The 20,902-nt window shown below is 72.1% G+C and carries 18 protein-coding genes and 2 tRNA genes; 14 read left to right on the top strand and 6 right to left on the bottom strand.

The annotated features are described in order from the left end of the window. Window positions 1–51: 51 nt before the first annotated feature. Window positions 52–465, bottom strand: coding sequence for an SsgA family sporulation/cell division regulator (locus ACIRJT_RS10030; protein ID WP_003959770.1), 414 nt, complete (start codon window positions 463–465; stop codon window positions 52–54). A 190-nt stretch (window positions 466–655) separates the two neighbouring features. Here ACIRJT_RS10030 and ACIRJT_RS10025 point away from each other — a divergent pair, with 190 nt between their 5' ends. Together ACIRJT_RS10025 and ACIRJT_RS10020 are read left to right on the top strand one after the other, a co-directional pair. Next, entirely contained in the window at window positions 656–1,111 is a 456-nt protein-coding gene (locus tag ACIRJT_RS10025) for a TIGR02611 family protein (RefSeq protein WP_397800829.1), read from the top strand. Between the two features lie 54 nt (window positions 1,112–1,165). Further along, window positions 1,166–1,237, top strand: a tRNA-Val gene (locus ACIRJT_RS10020). A 110-nt stretch (window positions 1,238–1,347) separates the two neighbouring features. Here ACIRJT_RS10020 and ACIRJT_RS10015 read toward each other — a convergent pair. Next, window positions 1,348–3,951: an SCO7613 C-terminal domain-containing membrane protein gene (locus tag ACIRJT_RS10015; RefSeq protein WP_403906922.1), complete on the bottom strand. Its 2,604-nt coding sequence runs from the start codon at window positions 3,949–3,951 to the stop codon at window positions 1,348–1,350. A 153-nt stretch (window positions 3,952–4,104) separates the two neighbouring features. Here ACIRJT_RS10015 and ACIRJT_RS10010 point away from each other — a divergent pair. Further along, window positions 4,105–4,176, top strand: a tRNA-Val gene (locus ACIRJT_RS10010). Window positions 4,177–4,241: 65 nt separating this feature from the next. On the opposite strand, the gene ACIRJT_RS10005 is transcribed toward ACIRJT_RS10010, so the two are convergent. Beyond that, window positions 4,242–4,967, bottom strand: a complete 726-nt coding sequence (locus ACIRJT_RS10005; RefSeq protein ID WP_403906919.1) for a 3'-5' exonuclease — start codon at window positions 4,965–4,967, stop codon at window positions 4,242–4,244. A gap of 226 nt (window positions 4,968–5,193) precedes the next feature. Here ACIRJT_RS10005 and ACIRJT_RS10000 point away from each other — a divergent pair, with 226 nt between their 5' ends. The 3 genes from ACIRJT_RS10000 (at window position 5,194) to thrS (ending at window position 9,119) form a co-directional block, all read left to right on the top strand. Further along, window positions 5,194–5,790: a DUF4365 domain-containing protein gene (locus ACIRJT_RS10000; RefSeq protein ID WP_403906917.1), complete on the top strand. Its 597-nt coding sequence runs from the start codon at window positions 5,194–5,196 to the stop codon at window positions 5,788–5,790. Next, window positions 5,790–7,043 carry a hypothetical protein gene (locus ACIRJT_RS09995; RefSeq protein ID WP_403906915.1) on the top strand — a complete coding sequence of 418 codons (1,254 nt, stop codon included), beginning with the start codon at window positions 5,790–5,792 and terminating at the stop codon, window positions 7,041–7,043. Before ACIRJT_RS10000 ends, ACIRJT_RS09995 begins: the two co-directional genes overlap by 1 nt. 99 nt (window positions 7,044–7,142) lie before the next feature. Then, on the top strand, window positions 7,143–9,119 hold the full coding sequence (thrS, locus tag ACIRJT_RS09990) for a threonine--tRNA ligase (protein ID WP_403906912.1): 1,977 nt from the start codon (window positions 7,143–7,145) through the stop codon (window positions 9,117–9,119). 30 nt (window positions 9,120–9,149) lie between these two features. On the opposite strand, the gene ACIRJT_RS09985 is transcribed toward thrS, so the two are convergent. Next, a complete protein-coding gene (locus tag ACIRJT_RS09985; protein WP_403906909.1) occupies window positions 9,150–9,827 on the bottom strand; it encodes a potassium channel family protein in 678 nt (225 codons plus the stop codon). 66 nt (window positions 9,828–9,893) lie between these two features. Between ACIRJT_RS09985 and ACIRJT_RS09980 the strand changes: the two genes are divergently transcribed. Next, window positions 9,894–10,457 carry an HIT family protein gene (locus tag ACIRJT_RS09980; RefSeq protein ID WP_403906906.1) on the top strand — a complete coding sequence of 188 codons (564 nt, stop codon included), beginning with the start codon at window positions 9,894–9,896 and terminating at the stop codon, window positions 10,455–10,457. A 57-nt stretch (window positions 10,458–10,514) separates the two neighbouring features. Here ACIRJT_RS09980 and ACIRJT_RS09975 read toward each other — a convergent pair whose 3' ends face one another. Next, window positions 10,515–12,185 carry a hypothetical protein gene (locus ACIRJT_RS09975; protein WP_403906903.1) on the bottom strand — a complete coding sequence of 557 codons (1,671 nt, stop codon included), beginning with the start codon at window positions 12,183–12,185 and terminating at the stop codon, window positions 10,515–10,517. Window positions 12,186–12,337: 152 nt separating this feature from the next. Next, on the bottom strand, window positions 12,338–14,563 hold the full coding sequence (locus ACIRJT_RS09970) for an elongation factor G-like protein EF-G2 (protein ID WP_403906900.1): 2,226 nt from the start codon (window positions 14,561–14,563) through the stop codon (window positions 12,338–12,340). Between the two features lie 370 nt (window positions 14,564–14,933). Here ACIRJT_RS09970 and pgsA point away from each other — a divergent pair, with 370 nt between their 5' ends. The 7 genes from pgsA (at window position 14,934) to ACIRJT_RS09935 (ending at window position 20,855) form a co-directional block, all read left to right on the top strand. Next, window positions 14,934–15,662: a phosphatidylinositol phosphate synthase gene (gene pgsA / locus ACIRJT_RS09965; protein WP_403906898.1), complete on the top strand. Its 729-nt coding sequence runs from the start codon at window positions 14,934–14,936 to the stop codon at window positions 15,660–15,662. Then, complete coding sequence (locus ACIRJT_RS09960; RefSeq protein ID WP_403906895.1) at window positions 15,659–16,579, top strand: phosphatidylinositol mannoside acyltransferase; 921 nt, start codon at window positions 15,659–15,661, stop codon at window positions 16,577–16,579. The genes pgsA and ACIRJT_RS09960 overlap by 4 nt, the downstream gene beginning before the upstream one ends. Further along, window positions 16,576–17,736 (top strand): glycosyltransferase family 4 protein, encoded by a 1,161-nt coding sequence (locus tag ACIRJT_RS09955; protein WP_403906893.1) that lies wholly within the window; start codon window positions 16,576–16,578, stop codon window positions 17,734–17,736. The genes ACIRJT_RS09960 and ACIRJT_RS09955 overlap by 4 nt, the downstream gene beginning before the upstream one ends. A gap of 66 nt (window positions 17,737–17,802) precedes the next feature. Next, on the top strand, window positions 17,803–18,351 hold the full coding sequence (locus ACIRJT_RS09950) for a hypothetical protein (RefSeq protein WP_047175721.1): 549 nt from the start codon (window positions 17,803–17,805) through the stop codon (window positions 18,349–18,351). 166 nt (window positions 18,352–18,517) lie between these two features. Further along, a complete protein-coding gene (gene pdxS, locus ACIRJT_RS09945; protein ID WP_018960500.1) occupies window positions 18,518–19,438 on the top strand; it encodes a pyridoxal 5'-phosphate synthase lyase subunit PdxS in 921 nt (306 codons plus the stop codon). 6 nt (window positions 19,439–19,444) lie between these two features. After that, window positions 19,445–20,038, top strand: coding sequence for a pyridoxal 5'-phosphate synthase glutaminase subunit PdxT (gene pdxT, locus ACIRJT_RS09940; RefSeq protein WP_403906890.1), 594 nt, complete (start codon window positions 19,445–19,447; stop codon window positions 20,036–20,038). 61 nt (window positions 20,039–20,099) lie between these two features. Further along, on the top strand, window positions 20,100–20,855 hold the full coding sequence (locus ACIRJT_RS09935; RefSeq protein WP_403906887.1) for a YebC/PmpR family DNA-binding transcriptional regulator: 756 nt from the start codon (window positions 20,100–20,102) through the stop codon (window positions 20,853–20,855). Window positions 20,856–20,902 lie beyond the last annotated feature (47 nt).

Below are 20,902 nucleotides of genomic sequence, written 5' to 3'. Positions count from 1 at the left end.
CACGACGCCGTCGCCCCGAGTCGGACGGCGTCGAGCGGCTCTCTGCCTGGCTCAGCTCTCGGCCAGGATGTGGGAGAGCTCCGTGTCCAGGTCGAAGTGACGATGCTCGGTGCCGGGCGGAACCGCGGCGTCGGTCCTCTTCAGGAACGACTCCAGGGCCCGCGCCGGGGCTTCGAGCAGGGCTTCTCCCTCTGGGGAGCTCAGGGCGATGCATACGACGCCTTGACCGTGACTACGAGATGGCCAGACGCGGACGTCTCCGGTGCCGGTGGGCCGGTGAAGACCCTCGGCAAGGAGGTCGCGGGCGAATACCCATTCGACCGTCTCCTCCGCTCCGGTGTGGAAGGTGGCGTGCACGGCATAGGGATCGGCCGTGTCATACCGCAGGCCCGCGGGTACAGGCAGTGAGGACTCGCTCGACACAACGAGGCGCAGGTGCAGCTCGCAGCTGACCGTGGTGTTCATAAGCGCCAGGGCCTTTCGCTCAGTGTGCGCTCGGGGATTCGCACGTCGGCGAAATCGACATGCCACCTACGGTGGCGTTGTAAACCCCTCTGACCCATTTGTGATGCTTCGGGTCCCTCGCTCAGCGGCGTGTAACTTTGAGTTATGCGCCCATTCCAGTGACGAAGACAGGTCGGGTAAGTTGAGCTTCATGAACGCGGAGAGTGACGAGCGGAGCGAGGTCGCCGACCAGGCGGCACCGGCATCCGCCACGGGGGAATCGGACCGGGCGGAGCGCGAGCTGGGCTCGCGGGCGCCGGGTTTCATCAAGGCGTCCAAAGCGCTCCATCTGAGCTGGCAGGTCGGCGTCTTCATCGTCGGGCTCGGTGTGGTCATCGCGGGCGTGCTCATGCTCGTGCTGCCGGGGCCCGGCTGGCTGGTGATCTTCGGCGGCATGGCGATCTGGGCGACCGAGTTCGTCTGGGCCCAGCTGGTGCTGCGCTGGACCAAGCGCAAGGTCACCGAGGCCGCGCAGCGGGCCCTCGATCCCAAGGTCCGGCGACGCAACATCATCCTCACCACACTGGGGCTCGTGATCATGGCGGTGCTGGCCGGGATCTACGTCTGGAAGTTCGGGCTCACCATGCCGTGGAAGATCAGCGAGTAGCCCGGGGACGGTCCGGGAGCACCGCTGACATGGGGTAATGTTTGCGGTGCGCCCGGGCGATTAGCTCAGTGGGAGAGCGCTTCGTTCACACCGAAGAGGTCACTGGTTCGAACCCAGTATCGCCCACCCGGACAGAGGGCCCGGGAGACGGATTCCGTCTCCCGGGCCCTCTGCGTTGCGCCCTGGGTCCCGGCCCGGGAGGCGCTGTGACCAGCGCGCCCCGGACCGGGCGTGGCTCACCGCATCCGCCCCAGCGCGTCCCTCAGCCGACGGGCGTCGCGCAGTCGCTGCTCGTACGTCGCTCCGACCACCAGCAACAGCAGCCCGGCCAGGGCCGGCGGCAGCCAGCGGGGGAGCGCGCCCGCGACCTGCACCACGTACGGCGCCAGCTCGTGCAGCCCGTCCAGTGCCAGAACGGCCCCACCGAGCAGCAGCAGCGCCTGGAGGCGGTAGCGCGCGCCCAGCAGCGTGATCACCAGCGCAGCGACCCCCAGCAGCAGCGGCCGCAGCCAGTCCGTGTCGGTCCAGGCGACCGCCAGGCTCGGCAACAGCGTCGCCGCGAGCCCCGGCCCGTACGCCGTCCACGACGAGGCCTCCGGGTCCCCGCGCCGCCGCAGCACCCCGACCACCAGCGCGGGCACGGTCACCGGCAGCGTGTACGCCTCCGGGAACGACACCTCCGAGGCGGCCAGCCGCACCCAGGTGGCCAGCACGAACAGCGCCGCCGCCAGGTAGCCGGCCACGGGCCGCCGCTCCGGCCGCACCGCCGCGCCCGACGCCATCACCCCGCACAACGCCAGCACCAGGGCCAGGAACGGCGCGTCGGACACCGCGAGCCCCACGGCGACGAGTGCACCCAGCGCGCCCGTCAGCTCCACCGGCAACGCCACCGGGTTCCGCCGCAACCGTGCCCCGAGCAGCATCGTCAGCGCCGGCACCAGAAGCATCAACGGCGCGGACTCATGCGGTGCGAGGCCCAGGGACCGGCCCGCGAACCCCGTGAGCACGGTGCCCCAGACCACCGCGGCGACCGCGAACACCGCACGCGGCACCTCGGCCCCCGCCCGGACCGCCGCCCCGGCGAACAGCACCGCCAGCGCGCCGAACACCGCGTAGGAGGCGCCCTCGGACGCCAGCGACAGCACCCCGACGCTCACCGCCCCGGCCACCGCCCCCACCAACGCGATCACCGGCACCGCCGACGCGCTCCGGCCGCTCCCTGCACCCCGGACCGCCAGCGCGAGCAACACGCCCACCAGGGCCGTCTCCCCGGCCACCGCGACCGCGTAGGGCACATCCAGCACGACCCCGGCCAGCATCAGCGCACCCCAGCCGAGGGCCACCGCCCCCGCACCGGCGGCCCCGCGCAGCGTTGTCGCGGAAGGCCTCCTGCGGGCATCGGACCCAGCACCGGACCAGCCGGACCAGCCGGACCAGCCGGGCCAAGGCGCCGCGGCCCCGACCGCTCCCGGCGCTCCCGCTCCCGGCGTGCCGGTGTCCGCCGCCCTCGGCGCGGCCAACGGCGCCGTGATCCGCACGACCGAGGGCCACCACCGGTACGCCGACCCCAGCAGCCCGGCCACCAGGGCGAGCATCAGCGGGGCCGCGGCCAGCTCCGACCACGGCAGCGTCGACCCCAGCGCGGAGCGGAAGCCCTCCGGAGACCCCGCCCACACGTCCGACAGCAGCGTCACCGGACCCAGCAGCACCGCCGCGAGCGGCGGCAGCGCCCACGCCAGGGAGCCGGCCACCACCGCACCCGACGCCGCCAGCACCCCGCGGGCCGCGTCCCTGGGCACCCCTGCCCGTACGACCCCGGCCAGGGCGAGGCCGCACAGCAGATACGCGAGCACCCGCCAGCCGTCCGGCAGCGCGGCGGCCGGTACGCCGCCCACCGCGGCCACCGCGGCGAGGCCCGCCACCACACCGCCCGTCCGCGCGAAACCCTTCGGCGTGCGCCACGCCCCGGCCAGGGCCGCCGCGGCCGCGGCCAGCAGCAGCGCCCCCGGTCCCGCCGCCCCGAGCGGCCCGGAGGCCGTCGTGGACAGTGCCAGGCCCACCACCAGGGCCGAGAGGCCCATCGCCGATCCACCGACGCACGCCGTGACCCGCACCCCGGCGCCCTTGCCCCACAGCGCGATCGCTCCGTCCAGCACCGCGGTCGCCAGCAGCGCCCACCCGACCACCAGCGCCGGTGCGCCCGCGGCCCAGGCCCAGAAGAGCAGCGGCCACTGTGCCAGCACCACGGCGGCCGGCAACGGCAGGCGCAGCTTGCCCAGCGCCAGCCCGTACGCCGCCCACAGCGCCGCGAGCACCGCCGAGGCGACGGCCGTGAAACCGAGCCCGTCGGTGTCGGGCGCGGCCACCGCGTGGACCGCGTAGACGTCCAGCAGCGTCAGCACCAGGGCCAGGGCCGCCAGCGCCTCGGCGGTGGCCGCGAGGCCCCGCCGCAGCAGCACCGCCGGGGCGATCAGCGCGCCCAGGGTCACCGAGGCCAGCACGGCCGACCGGCCGCCGATCCCCATCGAGCCCCAGCTCACCAGTGTGAACGCGACGGCCGCGACCGTCAGCAGCAGACCGCCGAGCGTCAGCAGGACGTTCTGCGCGCCGCGCGGGGCGGGCGGCTGCTTCGGCACATAGCCCCACGGCTGCGCGGGGGTGCCGGGGGGTGCTCCCCAGCCGGACGGGTTCCAGCCCGGGGCGGTCGTCGGCACGGGCGGCCGCAGCGCGGCGAGCAGCCAGGTGCGCCTGGTCAGCAGCTGGGCCCGGCGGGCGTCCAGCTCGGCCAGTTCTCGGTCGAGGCGGGCCAGTTCCTCGGCGGGCGGGGGCACGTGTTCCATGTACGGGAGTGTGGCCCCGGCCACCCGGCCCGTACATGCGCTCGGATACTCACTTCCCGGTACTCACCTCCCGCGGGCACCGCCCTGAGTAGAGCCCCACCAGAAGCGGTTTGAACGAAGCCCTCGAAGCCCTGTATGGTTCAACCCGTTCCCGGGCGATTAGCTCAGTGGGAGAGCGCTTCGTTCACACCGAAGAGGTCACTGGTTCGAACCCAGTATCGCCCACCGGGGAAAGCCGGTCCGTCAGCATCACGCGGACCGGCTTTCGCATGTCCCGCCCCTCGAACCCCCTACGCGGCCGCGGGCAGTTCCGGGCGCAGCGGCCACGCCGGATCCACCGTCTCCGGCGTCCCGCTCTTCGCGAACCACGCCTCCAGGCCGCGCGCCTGGGCCGCGTGCCAGGTCGCCTGAAGGGCGTGCAGCTCGGACGGCGACAACCGCTCCAGCCGTGTCGAGAAGCGCCGGCACACCGCCCGTACCAGCTCCAGTGAAGCCGTCGCGTCGGCCGCCGCGTCATGGGCCCCGTCGAGCACCACCTCGTAACTCGCGCACAGATCCGTGAGCGTACGGCGGCCCTTGCGGTAGCGGTCCAGGTGCTTGTCCAGCACCCTCGGGTCCACCACCCGCATCGGCACCCCGTCGAGATACCCGGCCAGCGACGACGCCCGATGCCGCTTCAGCTCCCGGTCCAGCAGCGTCAGATCGAAGGGAGCGTTCATCACGACCAGCGGACGGCCCGTCGCGCAGCTCTCCGCCAGGGCCCGGGCTATCTCGTCCATCACCGGGGCGGGCCAACGCCCGTTGTGCTGAAGGTGGCCGTCGGTCAGACCGTGGATCTCGGTCGCCCCCGGCGGGACCGGAACCCCCGGATTGACCAGCCAGCGCGTGACGCGGACGCGACCGCCCGCGGTGTCCTGCGCGACGAGAGCGGCCGAAACGATCCGGTCCTGCTCGACGTCCACGCCTGTCGTCTCCGTGTCAAAAGCGGCCAGCGGCCCCTCGAACCAGTGCATCATCCCCGAACTCCTCGCACCCGCACGGCAGATGGAATGATTCCTCTGCCCGATTCGGTGATACCCGGGCTGTTTGCCTGATACGCCGTTTGCGGGCGGTCCGATGCGGTGACAACACAGGTGGGACGCCGGGAAGTTGCTGCCGACGTCCGTCGATCCGTCCAGCCCACGACACTCGTCGGCAGGCCACCCTGCCATCGATCGGCACGCCCGGAAGGCACACGGAGCCATGGCGCTCGCGCAGCCCGACCCCGGGGGAACCGCCCGCGCCGAGGCCTTCGGGCCGCGGCTGCCGCAGCAGCCCGACACGCCGCTGCGCGGCTCCCTCGCCACCACCGCCTGCATGGAGACCCTTCAGGTGGGCTACCTGCACGCCGTCGCGGCGGCGGCCGGATGCTCCCTGTCCCAGCCCTTCCCCGACAACGGCATCGACTGGCACGTCAGCCACGGCGCCCCGGCCCACACCGTCGACGACGAAGTGACCATCAAGGTGCAGCTCAAATGCACCTACCAGATACCACCGCATCCGGCGGGCGGGGCGTTCTCCTTCACGCTCGACAACGCCCACCTCGTCAAGCTCGCCCGCAGCCCGGTGTCGGTGCACAAGATCCTGGTCGTGATGATCGTCCCCCGCAGCCAGGACGACTGGCTGCGCGCCGGGCCCGGGGGCCTCGACCTGCGCCACTGCTGCTACTGGACCAATCTGGCCGGCCACGCGGTGACGGGCCGCTACCGGACCACTGTGCGCATCCCGACCTCGCGGATCTTCGACGACCGCGCACTCTGCGACATCATGGCCCGGGTCGGGGCCGGAGGGAGACCCTGATGCACCGGTCGATGGACGAGCCCACGGGCGGAGCGGGACTGCCCGCCCCCCGCTCGCATCCCAGCGCCCACCCCGGGCCCCCGCCCCTCGCCGGGGCAGGTGGGGAGCTGCCCGACCCCGTCGTCCTCGGGGCCCTTTTGCGCCGGCACGGCTGGCAGCGGCGCGGGGGAGCACCGGGACGCTACGGCCGCTGGACCCCGCCCGGTTCCGCCGGCGGTACCACCAGCCTGCTGGTGCCCGAGAACGCGGCCTTCCCCGACAGCGGGGAGCTGATCGAGGAGGCCCTCGACGCCCTCGGCCGCAGCGCCGCCCCCTCAGCCCGCGACATCCTCCTCTCCCTCACTCTGCCCAGCGACGAGATCCGCTGGTGGCGCGAGGTCCCCGAGTCGGCCGCCGGAGCCGCGGGCGCCTCGGGCTGGACCGAGGCGGAGGAACTGCGCTCGGCCGCCCGCCAGGTCCTCATGGCCGGGGCCCTCGCGGCCCGCGGCCGGGCCGGCTACCACGGGGCCCGGCACCGCCGGAAAGCACGCGCCGCCCTGGACGACGCCCTGATCGGGCCCGGGGCCGACGGCCGGAGCCTCACCGCGTACGTCCCCGTCGCCTCCGGCCGCGCCGTCGCCGTGCGGCTCTGCCACGCCCTGCACGCCACCCGCGAGGCGGTGGACTACCAGCGGGCCACCGGCGGCACGGAGGCCTTCGACAGCGCGGTCGCGGCAGGTGTCGGGCGGGAGCTGACCGAGGCGCTGATCGCCCTGGTGCGCGGCTCCGAGGGCGCCCGGATCGACCTGCGGTGGGCGCCCGCCGCAGGCACCCCGGGCGGCTGCCCGGCCCGCCCCGCGCCCGTCGAGTTCTCCCCGGGCGACCTGCCCGCCCTGCGCGCCGCCGGGGCCCGCTACCTCCGCGACGAGCCCGCCGTGCAGGTGCGGCTGACCGGCGCGGTGGTCCGGCTGCGCCGGTCGGGGCCGCGCGGCGCCGGGATCGTACGGCTGCGGGTACTGGCCGGGGCCGAGGTCGCTCACGTCCGCGTGGAGCTGGACGAGGAGGCGTACCGCATCGCGGGCCACGCCCACCTGGTCGGACTGCCGCTGCGGGTGGAGGGGCGGCTGGAGAACCGGGGCGGCTTCCGGCGGCTCACCGGGGCCTCGCAGGTCGCGCCCGTCCAGGTCGACGAGGCGGAGCGGGACCGGCTGATGAAGGCCCTCCAGGAGAACGTCGACTTCTTCGAGGAGGCGTGCGCGGGGGAGGAGGGGTAGCGCCGCCCGGAAGGCGTTCGCTTCGGGGGCGTACGGCTCGGTACGATTCGCATTGCTTGGCCATGTGAAGGCAGGCGCCCCCTCAGACAGGAGAGACCGGTGTCAGACGTCCGTGTGATCATCCAACGCGATTCCGAGCGGGAAGAGCGCGTGGTGACGACGGGCACGACGGCCGGCGAGCTCTTCCCCGGTCAGCGCACCGTCGTCGCCGCGCGCATCGGCGGCGAGCTGAAGGACCTCTCCTACGAGCTCCGGGACGGCGAGAGCGTCGAGCCGGTGGAGATCTCCTCCGAGGACGGCCTGAACATCCTGCGCCACTCCACCGCGCACGTCATGGCCCAGGCCGTGCAGGAGCTCTTCCCCGACGCCAAGCTCGGCATCGGCCCGCCGGTCAAGGACGGCTTCTACTACGACTTCGACGTCGAGAAGCCGTTCACGCCCGAGGACCTCAAGGCCATCGAGAAGAAGATGCAGGAGATCCAGAAGCGGGGCCAGAAGTTCTCCCGCCGCGTGGTCTCCGACGAGGCCGCCCGCGAGGAGCTGGCCGACGAGCCGTACAAGCTGGAGCTCATCGGCATCAAGGGCTCCGCATCCTTGGACGACGGCGCGGACGTCGAGGTGGGCGGCGGCGAGCTGACCATCTACGACAACCTCGACCCGAAGACCGGCGACCTGTCCTGGAAGGACCTCTGCCGGGGTCCGCACCTGCCCACCACCCGGTTCATCCCGGCGTTCAAGCTGATGCGCAACGCCGCGGCGTACTGGCGCGGCAGCGAGAAGAACCCGATGCTCCAGCGCATCTACGGCACCGCCTGGCCGACCAAGGACGAGCTGAAGGCGCACCTGGAGTTCCTGGAGGAGGCCGCCAAGCGCGACCACCGCAAGCTCGGCAACGAGCTGGACCTCTTCTCCTTCCCGGACGAGATCGGACCCGGCCTCGCGGTCTTCCACCCCAAGGGCGGCGTCATCCGCCGGGCCATGGAGGACTACTCGCGCCGCCGTCACGAGGAGGAGGGCTACGAGTTCGTCTACTCGCCGCACGCCACCAAGGGCAAGCTCTTCGAGAAGTCCGGCCACCTGGACTGGTACGCCGACGGCATGTACCCGCCCATGCAGCTCGACGACGGGGTGGACTACTACCTCAAGCCGATGAACTGCCCCATGCACAACCTGATCTTCGACGCGCGCGGCCGCTCCTACCGTGAACTGCCGCTGCGCCTCTTCGAGTTCGGCACCGTGTACCGGTACGAGAAGTCGGGCGTCGTGCACGGCCTGACCCGCTCGCGCGGCTTCACCCAGGACGACGCGCACATCTACTGCACCAAGGAGCAGATGGCCGAGGAGCTCGACCGCACGCTCACCTTCGTGCTGAACCTGCTCCGCGACTACGGGCTCACCGACTTCTACCTGGAGCTCTCCACCAAGGACCCGGAGAAGTACGTCGGCTCCGACGAGACCTGGGAAGAGGCCACCGAGACCCTGCGTCAGGTCGCCGAGAAGCAGGGTCTGCCCCTGGTCCCGGACCCGGGCGGCGCCGCGTTCTACGGCCCGAAGATCTCCGTGCAGTGCAAGGACGCCATCGGCCGTACCTGGCAGATGTCGACCGTGCAGCTCGACTTCAACCTGCCGGAGCGCTTCGACCTGGAGTACACCGGGCCCGACGGCTCCAAGCAGCGCCCGGTCATGATCCACCGTGCCCTGTTCGGCTCCATCGAGCGCTTCTTCGCCGTGCTCCTGGAGCACTACGCGGGCGCGTTCCCGGTCTGGCTCGCGCCGGTCCAGGCCGTCGGCATCCCGATCGGCGACGCCCACATCCCCTACCTCCAGGAGTTCGCCGCCAAGGCGCGCAAGCAGGGGCTGCGGGTGGACGTGGACGCGTCCTCGGACCGGATGCAGAAGAAGATCCGCAACCAGCAGAAGGCCAAGGTGCCCTTCATGATCATCGCGGGTGATGAGGACATGGCCAACGGCGCCGTCTCCTTCCGCTACCGCGACGGTTCGCAGGAGAACGGCATCCCGGTCGACGAGGCCCTCGCCAAGATCGCGAAGGCCGTCGAGGACCGCGTACAGGTCTGATCCGTCACTCGAGGAACGGCCCCCGGAGCGTCAACCGCGCTCCGGGGGCCGTTTCTCGTCCTCCCGGGTGAACACCTGGATCAGCCAGGACGAGAACGACCCCGTGACCGCGCCGAGCAGCGCCAGGCCGCCGGCCATCAGCCCCGCCGCGACCGTCCGGCCCCAGAACGTGACCGGTGCGGCGTCCCCGTAACCGACCGTCGTGAGCGTCGCGCACGCCCACCACACCGCGTCGCCGAACGTGCGGATCGAGGCGCCGGGGGCCGTGTGTTCCAGGTGGTAGACCGCGAGCGAGGCGGCGAAGCCGAGCAGGGCGGCGGTCAGACTCGCGTACGAGATCACTCGCGCGTACAGGCTGAGCCGCGGGCGGTCGCGGCGTTGCTGCACCGCCGCGTACACCTTGACCATGCGCAGCGGGCGCAGCAGGGGCAGCAGCAGGACCAGGGTGTCGAGCCAGTGCGTGCGCGGGAAGCGCGCGCCCAGTCCGCTGAGCCGCAGCCGCGTCCCGTAGTCCACGAGGAACAGCAGCCAGGTCGACCAGACGAGGATCAGGGCGAGGTCCCTCCAGGGCTCGTCGTCGTGCGGGGTCAGCACCCGGACCGCGTACCCCGTCAGGAAGAGCAACCCCGCGGCGAAGAGCGGAACCTCCGTGCGCCGCTCCCAGCGGGTCAGCCGGGCGGGTGGTTCGGGGGCGGGTCGGTCGCTCATCGCCTCAGCATCGCGGGCGGCCGGGCGGTGCGGCCCCGGCGACACGCTCCGCCCGGGTGACGCAATATGCTGATCGGCATGACGAGTGAGCCGGAGCAGCAGATCGGCGTGGGGACGCCCGACGCATTCCAGCGCCTGTGGACTCCCCACCGGATGGCGTACATCCAGGGCGAGAACAAGCCGAGCGGCCCGGGTGCCGAGGACGGTTGTCCGTTCTGTTCGATCCCTGCGAAATCCGACGAGGACGGGCTCCTCGTGGCGCGCGGCGAGCACGTCTACGCGGTGCTGAACCTGTACCCGTACAACGGTGGTCACCTCATGGTCGTCCCCTACCGTCATGTGGCCGACTACACCGAACTGGACGGCCCGGAGACGGCGGAGCTGGCGGACTTCACCAAGCGGGCGATGGTCGCGCTGCGGGCGGCCTCCGGGGCGCACGGCTTCAACATCGGCATGAACCAGGGCTCCGTGGCCGGCGCCGGGATCGCCGCGCATCTGCACCAGCATCTGGTGCCGCGCTGGGGCGGGGACGCCAACTTCATGCCGGTCATCGGCCACACCAGGGTGCTGCCCCAGTTGCTCGGCGACACCCGGGCGATGCTGGCCGACGCCTGGCCGCCGGCCCGCTGAGCGCGGTACGCGAGAGGGGGAGGCCCGGCCGGGCCTCCCCCTCTCGCGTGCGTGTCCCTACGCGTCGTAGACGTCGGCCTTGCGCGGGGCCGGGTCCTGGACGAGGCCGCTCAGTATCATCGAGCGGTTGTCGAAGCGCTCCGTGTCGACGCCGTTCTCCGCGAGGACGCGCATCGCCGCCGTGTGGACGGCCCGCAGCACCGGGGTGGCGGCGCGCATCGCGTCGTCCGCCATGAAGCGGTGGTTCCAGGGCTTGGCCGCCCACGCGTGCCGCAGCCCGAAGGGCTCGGGCAGCACGATCTTCCCGCCCAGGTAGTCCAGCAGCGGCGGATACCAGGTGAGGGGGGCCCGCAGCGCGAGCCGGACGACCTCCTTGGCGTCCACCAGCGCCAGCTGGATGTCCCGGGTCTCCCAGAAGCGGACGGTCTTGTTGACCGTCCTCGTCTTCGCCGCCGGCTTGGAGAGGAACAGGCCGTGCACCGGTCCCAGCGCGTGGCCCGTGACCTCGATGCGCAGGGTCTCGTGGAGCACGGTGACGCTGATCATCATGGTGATCACCAGCTGGCCGTCCCACAGGGTGAACTGGACGCCGAGGTAGTGCCGGTCACCGCTGCCGAACTGCTGGTGGTTGCAGATCCGCTGTATCTCGTGGGGCTTCACCTGGAAGGTGGCGACGTCCTCGCCCTCGGGGCGCGTCACGGAATCGGCGTTCTCCCCGATGGGCGAGACGATCCAGTGCTTCACGGCCGGCTTCGGGAAGCCACCGGTGTTCAGCGGTCCGCGCTCCAGCATCTTCAGCTGGTCGTGGATGATCCGGATCAGGTCCCAGCTGCGGAACTGGTGGATCTCCCTGGTCGGGTCCTTGGGGAGCAGTTCCTCGGCCAGCTGCCAGCTGCCCCAGCGGGTGCCCATCCCGAGGACGCCCTTGGGACCGGCGTAGAAGACGGCGTTGGACTGCTGCTCGGCCGACAGCTTCTCCAGACCCTGGCGCATGGCCTCGCGGGCGGTCTCGTTGGGGTTCTTCGGCACCGCCTCGGGGATCTTCGCGATCACCCCGGTGCCGGAGAGCAGGCCTTCCCAGCGGGCCCGCATGTCCTTGGCCGAGGTCTCCGCGATCCGCTTGGCGATCAGCCAGCCGATCACCGGGGCGATGAGCGCGCCCCGGACGTAGAGCGCGAGAAGCCCGTCCAGGGGGAGCTTGACCATCAGAACCAGCGCGCCGATCCCGAAGGCGGCCAGGAGGATCGTGCCGACCGCGCGGAACGCCGTGTCCTTGGACTTGTTGAGCGCGTCCCGGACCCGGAAGGCGATCACCCAGGCCAGCATGCCGGGCAGGAACAGGACGCCGAACACCACGGTCACCAGGGTGAGCCGGGTGTCACGGGCCTTGCGCAGGTTGTTCGCCGACAGGCAGTGCTCCACCACGGTCTGCGGGTCCGTGCCGAAGGACTGGATGAGCGCCTTGCGGGCGCCGCCGAGCATCCGCTCCTGGACGGCACGGGCGAACGCCTCGCCGAGATTCGGCTTGAAGTAGTCGGACTTGAAGAGTTTCGAGGAGCCCGGCTTCACCACCGATTTGTGCCACTCGCTGTTGGCGTCGAGGATCGTCTCCACCGGACTGTCCCGATACGCCGCCGAGGCCAGGGCATTGGTCGCCACGGTCTGGCCGCCCGAGCCCTGGATCGGGATCTGGGCCCCGGGTGAGAAGTCGAATCCGTCGTTGGCCACCTGTCGCCCCCACTCGCCGCACGTCTGCTCCTGCGGTGTGCCCAACTACCGTACGCGGCATACCTTCTGAGCTGCGACCACAGCGTATCGTCCTGATCACCCCACTACCCGTCGCCCGCGTGCATCGAACGGGCTGTGCGACCGTGCGCCGGTCACGCGCCGGGGGACCCGTCCTCCCGCTCCGCCCGGACCCGGTCCGCCACGTGCGGCGGCATCGCCTCGTGGCGGGCGTAGGCGCGGTCGAAGCGGCCCGTGCCGTGCGACAGGGAGCGCAGGTCCACCGCGTACCGGCCGACTTCGATCTCCGGCACCTGGGCCCGTACGAGCGTGCGCCCGCCCGGACTCTGCTCGGTTCCCACGACACAGCCCCGCCGCCCCGAGAGGTCGCTCATCACCGGGCCCACATAGTCGTCGGGGACCAGGACGCTCACCTCGCAGACCGGTTCAAGGAGTTGGACGCGGGTGTCGGACGCGGCCTCGCGCAGCGCGAGCGCCCCGGCGGTCTGGAAGGCGGCGTCCGAGGAGTCCACCGAGTGCGCCTTGCCGTCCAGCAGCGTGACGCGCACGTCGACCAGCGGGCGCCCGGCGGCCAGCCCCCGGGCAGCCTGGGCCCGCACGCCCTTCTCCACCGAGAGGATGAACCGACGCGGCACCGAACCGCCGACGACCCTGTCGACGAACTCGATGCCCGAGCCCGGCGGCAGCGGCTCCACCTCGATCTCGCAGATCGCGAACTGGCCGTGCCCACCCGACTGTTTGACGTGCCGTCCGCGCCCGGCGGCCCGCCCGGCGAACGTCTCGCGCAGCGGCACCCGGTGCGCTTCCGTGTCGACCTGGACGCCGTAACGGCTGCGCAGCCGCTCCAGGGCCACCTCCTGATGGGCCTCGCCCAGGCACCACAGGACGACCTGACCGGTGTCCGGGTTCTGTTCGAGGCGCAGCGTGGGGTCCTCGGCGACCAGCCGGGCCAGGCCCTGCGACAGCTTGTCCTCGTCCGCCTTGCCGTGTGCCCGTACGGCCAGCGGGAGCAGCGGGTCGGGCGTCGACCAGGGTTCGATCAGGACGGGGTCGTCGGCCGGGGAGAGCGTGTCGCCGGTCTCCGCCCCACCGAGCCGGGCCACGCACGCCAGATCGCCCGCGACGCACCGGTCCAGGGCGTACTGCCGGCGGCCGAACGGTGAGGTGAGCGCCCCGACGCGGATCTCCGCCTCGTGACACGGACGGGACGCGTGTCCCGTGGCGTCCAGGCCGTGGCCGCAGAGGTGTACGGAGTCGTCGGGGCGCAGGGTGCCGGAGAAGACGCGGACCAGCGAGACCCGGCCCACGTACGGGTCGGAGTCCGTCTTGACGATCTCGGCGACCAGCGGGCCCCCGGGATCGCAGACCGGGGCGGGCCGCGGCTCGCCCGACGGGGTGGTGACGGCGGGCGGGGTGCGCTCCAGCGGGGTCGGGAAGCCGCGGGTGATCAGCTCCAGCAGTTCGACGGTGCCGATGCCCTGGCGGGCGCCCTCGGCCGCGGGCGCCGCGGTGAGGACGGGGTGGAAGGAGCCCCGGGCGACGGCCCGTTCCAGGTCGGCGATCAGCGTCGCGACGTCGAGGTCCTCGCCGTCGAGATAGCGGTCCATCAGGGACTCGTCCTCGCTCTCGGCGATGATCCCCTCGATCAGCCGGTCCCGGGCCGCCCGCAGGGGCTCCTCCTGGTCGGGCGCGGGCGGCAGCTCGACGCGTTCCCCCGAGGAGTAGTCGAGGACGCGCCGGCTCAGCAGCCCGGTGAGCCCGGTCAGCGGGGCGTGCCCGTCGGCGCCCTCCGGGCCCAGCACGGGCAGGTACAGCGGCAGTACGGCGTCGGGGTCCTCGCCCCCGAAGGCATCGGCGCAGATCCGGTTCATCTCCCGGTAGGAGGTGCGGGCCGTGTCCAGGTGCGTCACGACGATCGCGCGCTCCATGCCGACGAGCGCGCACTCCTCCCAGGCGGCCCGGGTGGTCGCGGCCACGGACGCGGCGTCCTGGGCGGCCGAGACGACGAAGAGGGCCGCGTCCGCCGCGCGCAGACCGGCCCGCAGCTCCCCGACGAAGTCCGCGTAGCCGGGGGTGTCCAGCAGATTGATCTTGCAGCCGTCCCAGGCCACCGGGACCAGCGAAAGCTGTACGGAACGCCGCCGGCGCCGCTCGATGTCGTCGTAGTCGGATACGGTCGCCCCGTCCTCGACCCGCCCGGCACGGTTCACGGCTCCCGCCGCCGCGGCCAGGGCCTCGACCAGTGTGGTCTTGCCCGATCCGCTGGGGCCGACCAGCACCACGTTCCGTACGGCGCCGGGGTGGCCGGCCGCCGGTACTCCTCCGGCGGCCCCGGGGTGCGCGTGTGCCTTGTCGCCCATGATGCGTTCCTCCCGGTCGGCGGCGCGGTGCGGGGGAGGGCGACCGCGCGCGGAGCAGCGGTGGTCACGGGCACGGGGAGGCCGCCGCGGCGGCTTCGCCGACGCCCGCGGTCCTTCGAGCTTGGCACCGCGACGGGGCCTCGTCCATACGTCGCCGCACGGCACGGTCCGGATGCCGCGCACCCGCACGTCCCTCACGCCGCGCACGGACGCGGTCCCACGCCGCGCACGGGTGCGGTCCGGGCCGGGCGGGGAGCCCGTGTGACACCCGGCGGCGGGTGCCCGTCCGGTGGAAGGCACCGGCGGTGACTACGATGGGCCAGCCGGTGGCCGAAGGGGCCGCACGGCGAACCGAACCCTCGGGAAGGCCATGCTGAACAAGTACGCGCGTGCATTCTTCACGCGTGTCCTCACACCGTTCGCCGCTCTGCTGCTCCGCCTCGGGGTCAGCCCCGACGCGGTCACTCTCGTCGGCACGGCCGGAGTGATGGCGGGTGCGCTGGTCTTTTTCCCCATGGGGGAGTTCTTCTGGGGCACGATCGTCATCACGATCTTCGTCTTCTCCGACCTCGTCGACGGCAACATGGCGCGGCAGGCCGGGATCTCCAGCCGGTGGGGCGCGTTCCTCGACTCGACGCTGGACCGGGTCGCCGACGGGGCGATCTTCGCCGGATTCGCCCTCTGGTACGCGGGCAGCGGTGACGACAACATCCTGTGCGCCGTCGCGATCTTCTGCCTGGCCAGCGGCCAGGTGGTCTCCTACACCAAGGCGCGCGGCGAGTCGATCGGCCTGCCGGTCGCGGTCAACGGCCTCGTGGAGCGCGCCGAGCGCCTGGTGATCTCGCTGGTCGCCGCCGGTCTCGCCGGACTGCACACGTTCGGCGTCCCCGGTATCGACATCCTGCTGCCGATCGCGCTGTGGATCGTCGCCGGGGGCAGCCTCGTGACGCTGATCCAGCGCGTGGTGACCGTGCGCCGCGAATCCGCCGACGCGGATGCCGCGGAAGCCGCCGTGGGGCAGGCCGCCGCAGGCCCGTCCGCCGCCGGTTCCGCAGGTCAGGTCGGTCAGGTCGGTCAGGGGAGCGAGGGCGACCGGTGAGCGGCGGTACGTCCGACCTGAAGGGCCGACTCACCGACGGGCTGTACGGACTGGGCTGGGGCGCCGTCAAGAAGCTGCCCGAGCCCGCCGCCGCCCGGCTCTTCCGCACCATCGCCGACCAGGTGTGGAAGCGGCGCGGCAAGAGCGTGCTGCGCCTGGAGTCGAACCTGGCCCGGGTCGTCCCCGACGCGGGTCCCGACCGGCTGGCGGAGCTGTCGCGGGCCGGGATGCGCTCCTACATGCGCTACTGGATGGAGTCGTTCCGGCTGCCGACCTGGAGCCCCGAGCGCGTCAAGGCCGGCATCGACATCGACGGCACCCACCACCTGGCCGAAGGCCTGGACGCCGGGAAGGGCGTGATCGTCGCCCTGCCGCACCTGGCCAACTGGGACCTCGCGGGGGCCTGGGTCACCACCGACCTGAAGGTCCCCTTCACCACCGTCGCCGAACGCCTGGAGCCCGCGACGCTCTACGACCGGTTCGTCGCCTACCGCGAGGGCCTGGGCATGGAGGTCCTCCCGCACAGCGGCGGGTCCGCCTTCGGCACCCTGGCCCGGCGGCTGCGCGCGGGCGGCCTGATCTGCCTGGTCGCGGACCGGGATCTGTCCGCGTCCGGCGTCGAGGTGTCGTTCTTCGGCGCCACCGCCCGGATGCCCGCGGGCCCGGCACTGCTCGCCCAGCAGACGGGCGCGAAGCTGCTGCCGGTGACCCTCTGGTACGACGGGCCGGTGATGCGTGGGCGCATCCATCCGGCGGTCGACGTGCCGGCGGAGGGCACCCGCGTCGAGAAGGCCACCGCCATGACCCAGGCGCTGGCCGACGCCTTCGCCGGCGGCATCGCCGAGCACCCGGAGGACTGGCACATGCTCCAGCGGCTCTGGCTGGACGACCTGGACCCCCGGGGGGAACCCACGTGAAGATCGGCATCGTCTGCCCGTACTCCTGGGACGTACCGGGCGGTGTGCAGTTCCACATCCGGGACCTCGCCGAACACCTGATCGGGCTCGGCCACGAGGTCTCCGTCCTGGCCCCCGCCGACGACGAGACGCCGCTGCCTCCTTACGTCGTCTCGGCGGGCCGGGCCGTCCCCGTCCCGTACAACGGCTCCGTCGCCCGGCTGAACTTCGGCTTCCTGTCGGCGGCCCGGGTGCGGCGCTGGCTCCACGACGGCACCTTCGACGTCATCCACATCCACGAGCCGACCTCCCCGTCGCTCGGCCTGCTGGCCTGCTGGGCGGCGCAGGGGCCGATCGTGGCCACCTTCCACACCTCCAACCCGCGCTCCCGGGCGATGATCGCCGCGTACCCGATCCTCCAGCCCGCGCTGGAGAAGATCAGCGCCCGGATCGCCGTCAGCGAGTACGCCCGGCGCACCCTGGTCGAGCACCTCGGCGGGGACGCCGTCGTCATCCCCAACGGCGTCGACGTCGGCTTCTTCTCCCGGGCCGAGCCGAAGGCCGAGTGGCAGGGCGGGACCCTCGGCTTCATCGGCCGCATCGACGAACCCCGCAAGGGCCTGCCCGTCCTGATGAAGGCGCTGCCCGCGATCCTCGCCGCCCACCCCGGGGCCCGGCTGCTGGTCGCCGGGCGCGGCGACGAGGAGGAGGCGGTGGCCACGCTGCCGAAGGAAATGCGCGAGCGCGTCGAGTTCCTCGGCATGGTCAGCGACGAGGACAAGGCCCGGCTGCTGCGCAGCGTCGATGTGTACGTGGCCCCGAACACCGGCGGCGAGAGCTTCGGCATCATCCTGGTCGAGGCGCTGTCGGCCGGTGCGCCGGTGCTGGCGAGCGACCTGGACGCCTTCGCGCAGGTGCTGGACCAGGGCGCGGCGGGCGACCTGTTCGCAGGCGAGGACGCCGAGGCGCTGGCCGACGCGGCGATCCGGCTGCTGGGCGACCCGGAGCGCCGGGCCGGACTGCGCGAGCGCGGAGAGGCCCACGTCCGGCGCTTCGACTGGGCGACGGTGGGGGCCGACATCCTCGCGGTGTACGAGACGGTGACCGACGGGGCCGCCTCGGTCGCGGCGGACGAACGCTCCGGGCTGCGGGCCCGGTTCGGGCTGGCCCGGGACTGAGCACCGGGCCGGCCCCGGGGCCTCCTGTTGAAGCGGGGGCCCCCGGCGACGGTAGCGTGTGGGCCCGTGACCGTAACCCTCATCGTCTGGATCGTCGTCGCCCTCATCGCGGTCGGCGTGTACCTCAGCTGGACCGCCGGCCGGCTCGACCGCCTGCACTCCCGGATCGACGCCGCCCGCGCCGCCCTCGACGCCCAACTGCTGCGCCGCGCCTCGGTCACCCAGGAGCTGGCCACCTCCGGCGTCCTGGACCCGGCCGCCTCGATCGTCCTGTACGAGGCGGCGCACGCCGCCCGGCAGGCCGAGGAGGACCACCGCGAGGTCGCCGAGAGCGAACTGAGCACCGCCCTGCGCGCCGTGTTCGGCGAACCGGCACAGGTCGACGCGGTGAAGGAGATCCCCGGCGGCGAGGAGGCGGCCACCGAACTGGCCGCCGCCGTACGCCGCGTCCCCATGGCCCGGCGCTTCCACAACGACGCGGTACGCGCCGCCCGCGCCCTGCGCCGGCACCGTACCGTCCGGCTCTTCCGGCTGGCCGGGCACGCGCCGTTCCCGCTCGCCTTCGAGATGGACGACGCCCCACCGGTGGCCCTCGCGGACCGGCCCGGCACCTGAGCCGGCTATCGACCCGGGGACCGACGGACCGACTTGGAGGACCGGTCCCCGGACCGATCCAGGGCCAAAACGATCCACGGCCTGTTCATTGGCCCTTGCTGTGGACTGGTCCCGGGGCGTTTGCTCGGCGTTGCAGCATCCAGCGTCTTTCACCGAGTGAGGTCCCGTGTCCACGCTTCCCAGCACCCCGCAGTCCGCCGAGTACCCCGCCACCGGCACCGCCCGCGTCAAGCGCGGCATGGCCGAGCAGCTCAAGGGCGGCGTGATCATGGACGTCGTCGACGCCGAACAGGCGAAGATCGCCGAGGACGCGGGCGCCGTGGCCGTCATGGCCCTGGAGCGCGTCCCGGCCGACATCCGCAAGGACGGCGGAGTGGCCCGGATGTCCGACCCCAACATGATCGAGGAGATCATCGGGGCCGTCTCCATCCCCGTCATGGCCAAGTCCCGCATCGGCCACTTCGTCGAGGCCCAGGTGCTCCAGTCCCTCGGCGTCGACTACATCGACGAGTCCGAGGTCCTCACCCCGGCCGACGAGGTCAACCACAGCGACAAGTTCGCCTTCACCACCCCCTTCGTCTGCGGCGCCACCAACCTGGGCGAGGCCCTGCGCCGCATCGCCGAGGGCGCGGCCATGATCCGCTCGAAGGGCGAGGCCGGCACCGGCAACGTCGTCGAGGCCGTCCGCCACCTGCGCCAGATCAAGAACGAGATAGCCCGGCTGCGCGGCTTCGACAACAACGAGCTGTACGCCGCCGCCAAGGACCTCCGCGCCCCCTACGAGCTGGTCAAGGAGGTCGCGGAGCTCGGCAAGCTGCCCGTCGTGCTGTTCTCCGCCGGTGGCGTCGCCACCCCGGCCGACGCCGCGCTGATGCGCCAGCTCGGCGCCGAGGGCGTCTTCGTCGGCTCCGGCATCTTCAAGTCCGGCGACCCGGCCAAGCGCGCCGCCGCCATCGTGAAGGCCACCACCTTCTACGACGACCCGAAGGTCATCGCGGACGCCTCCCGCAACCTGGGCGAGGCCATGGTCGGCATCAACTGCGACACCCTCCCCGAGTCCGAGCGCTACGCCAACCGCGGCTGGTAACCACTGATGAGCGACACCCCCCTGATCGGCGTGCTGGCTCTCCAGGGCGACGTACGGGAGCACCTGATCGCCCTGGCCTCGGCGGACGCCCTGGCCAGGCCGGTCCGGCGCCCCGAGGAACTCGCCGAGGTCGACGGCCTGGTCATACCGGGCGGCGAGTCCACCACCATGTCCAAACTGGCCGTGCTCTTCGGCATGATGGAGCCGCTGCGCGGACGGGTCCGGGCCGGGATGCCGGTCTACGGCACCTGCGCCGGGATGATCCTGCTGGCCGAGAAGATCCTCGACCCCCGCTCGGGCCAGGAGACCGTCGGCGGCATCGACATGATCGTGCGGCGCAACGCCTTCGGCCGCCAGAACGAGTCGTTCGAGGCCGCGGTGGAGGTCGGCGGCGTCGAAGGCGGCCCGGTGGACGGTGTGTTCATCCGCGCTCCGTGGGTCGAGTCGGTCGGGGCCGAGACCGAGGTCATCGCCGAACACGGCGGGCATATCGTGGCCGTCCGGCAGAAAAACGCCCTCGCCACCTCGTTCCATCCCGAACTGACCGGCGACCATCGCGTACACGCTCTGTTCGCGGACATGGTGCGCGCAGTGAACTGAGCGGACCCCGGTAGGATCTCTCGGGTTCGACTCGATTTTGGTGACGCGAAGGAGAAGGCAGATGTCCGGCCACTCTAAATGGGCTACGACGAAGCACAAGAAGGCCGTGATTGACGCCAAGCGCGGCAAGCTCTTCGCGAAGCTGATCAAGAACATCGAGGTCGCGGCGCGCTCCGGCGGCGTGGACCCCGACGGCAACCCCACGCTCGTCGACGCCATCCAGAAGGCGAAGAAGAGCTCCGTCCCGAACAAGAACATCGACTCCGCGGTCAAGCGCGGTGGCGGTCTCGAAGCGGGCGGCGCCGACTACGAGACGATCATGTACGAGGGATACGGCCCCAACGGTGTCGCGGTGCTCATCGAGTGCCTCACCGACAACCGCAACCGTGCCGCGTCCGACGTACGTGTCGCGATGACCCGGAACGGCGGTTCCATGGCCGACCCGGGCTCCGTCTCGTACCTGTTCAACCGCAAGGGCGTCGTGATCGTGCCCAAGGGCGAGCTGGCCGAGGACGACGTCCTCGGCGCGGTCCTCGACGCGGGCGCCGAGGAGGTCAACGACCTCGGCGACACCTTCGAGGTGGTCAGCGAGGCCACCGACATGGTCGCGGTGCGCACCGCGCTCCAGGAGGCGGGCATCGACTACGACTCCGCCGAGGCCAACTTCCTGCCGACCATGCAGGTCGAGCTGGACGAAGAGGGCGCCCGCAAGATCTTCAAGCTCATCGACGCGCTGGAGGACAGCGACGACGTGCAGAACGTCTTCGCCAACTTCGACGTGTCCGACGAGGTCATGGAGAAGGTCGACGCCGCCTGACGGTACGGCCGACAGGGCGGACACGGTCCCGTGCGACGGGCCGACGG

This window comes from Streptomyces sp. NPDC102283 (assembly GCF_044766265.1).
GTDB lineage: Bacteria > Actinomycetota > Actinomycetes > Streptomycetales > Streptomycetaceae > Streptomyces.
The sequence above is the reverse complement of the archived record's forward strand: the minus strand, read 5'-3'. Positions and strand labels throughout refer to the sequence as shown.

What these genes read in the sequence shown, in the direction of transcription:
- ACIRJT_RS10030 (WP_003959770.1), bottom strand. Translation starts at nt 465, where the DNA reads ATGAACACCACGGTCAGCTGCGAGCTGCACCTGCGCCTCGTTGTGTCG.
- ACIRJT_RS10025 (WP_397800829.1), top strand. Translation starts at nt 656, where the DNA reads ATGAACGCGGAGAGTGACGAGCGGAGCGAGGTCGCCGACCAGGCGGCA.
- ACIRJT_RS10015 (WP_403906922.1), bottom strand. Translation starts at nt 3,951, where the DNA reads ATGGAACACGTGCCCCCGCCCGCCGAGGAACTGGCCCGCCTCGACCGA.
- ACIRJT_RS10005 (WP_403906919.1), bottom strand. Translation starts at nt 4,967, where the DNA reads ATGATGCACTGGTTCGAGGGGCCGCTGGCCGCTTTTGACACGGAGACG.
- ACIRJT_RS10000 (WP_403906917.1), top strand. Translation starts at nt 5,194, where the DNA reads ATGGCGCTCGCGCAGCCCGACCCCGGGGGAACCGCCCGCGCCGAGGCC.
- ACIRJT_RS09995 (WP_403906915.1), top strand. Translation starts at nt 5,790, where the DNA reads ATGCACCGGTCGATGGACGAGCCCACGGGCGGAGCGGGACTGCCCGCC.
- ACIRJT_RS09985 (WP_403906909.1), bottom strand. Translation starts at nt 9,827, where the DNA reads ATGAGCGACCGACCCGCCCCCGAACCACCCGCCCGGCTGACCCGCTGG.
- ACIRJT_RS09980 (WP_403906906.1), top strand. Translation starts at nt 9,894, where the DNA reads ATGCTGATCGGCATGACGAGTGAGCCGGAGCAGCAGATCGGCGTGGGG.
- ACIRJT_RS09970 (WP_403906900.1), bottom strand. Translation starts at nt 14,563, where the DNA reads ATGGGCGACAAGGCACACGCGCACCCCGGGGCCGCCGGAGGAGTACCG.
- pgsA (WP_403906898.1), top strand. Translation starts at nt 14,934, where the DNA reads ATGCTGAACAAGTACGCGCGTGCATTCTTCACGCGTGTCCTCACACCG.
- pdxT (WP_403906890.1), top strand. Translation starts at nt 19,445, where the DNA reads ATGAGCGACACCCCCCTGATCGGCGTGCTGGCTCTCCAGGGCGACGTA.
- ACIRJT_RS09935 (WP_403906887.1), top strand. Translation starts at nt 20,100, where the DNA reads ATGTCCGGCCACTCTAAATGGGCTACGACGAAGCACAAGAAGGCCGTG.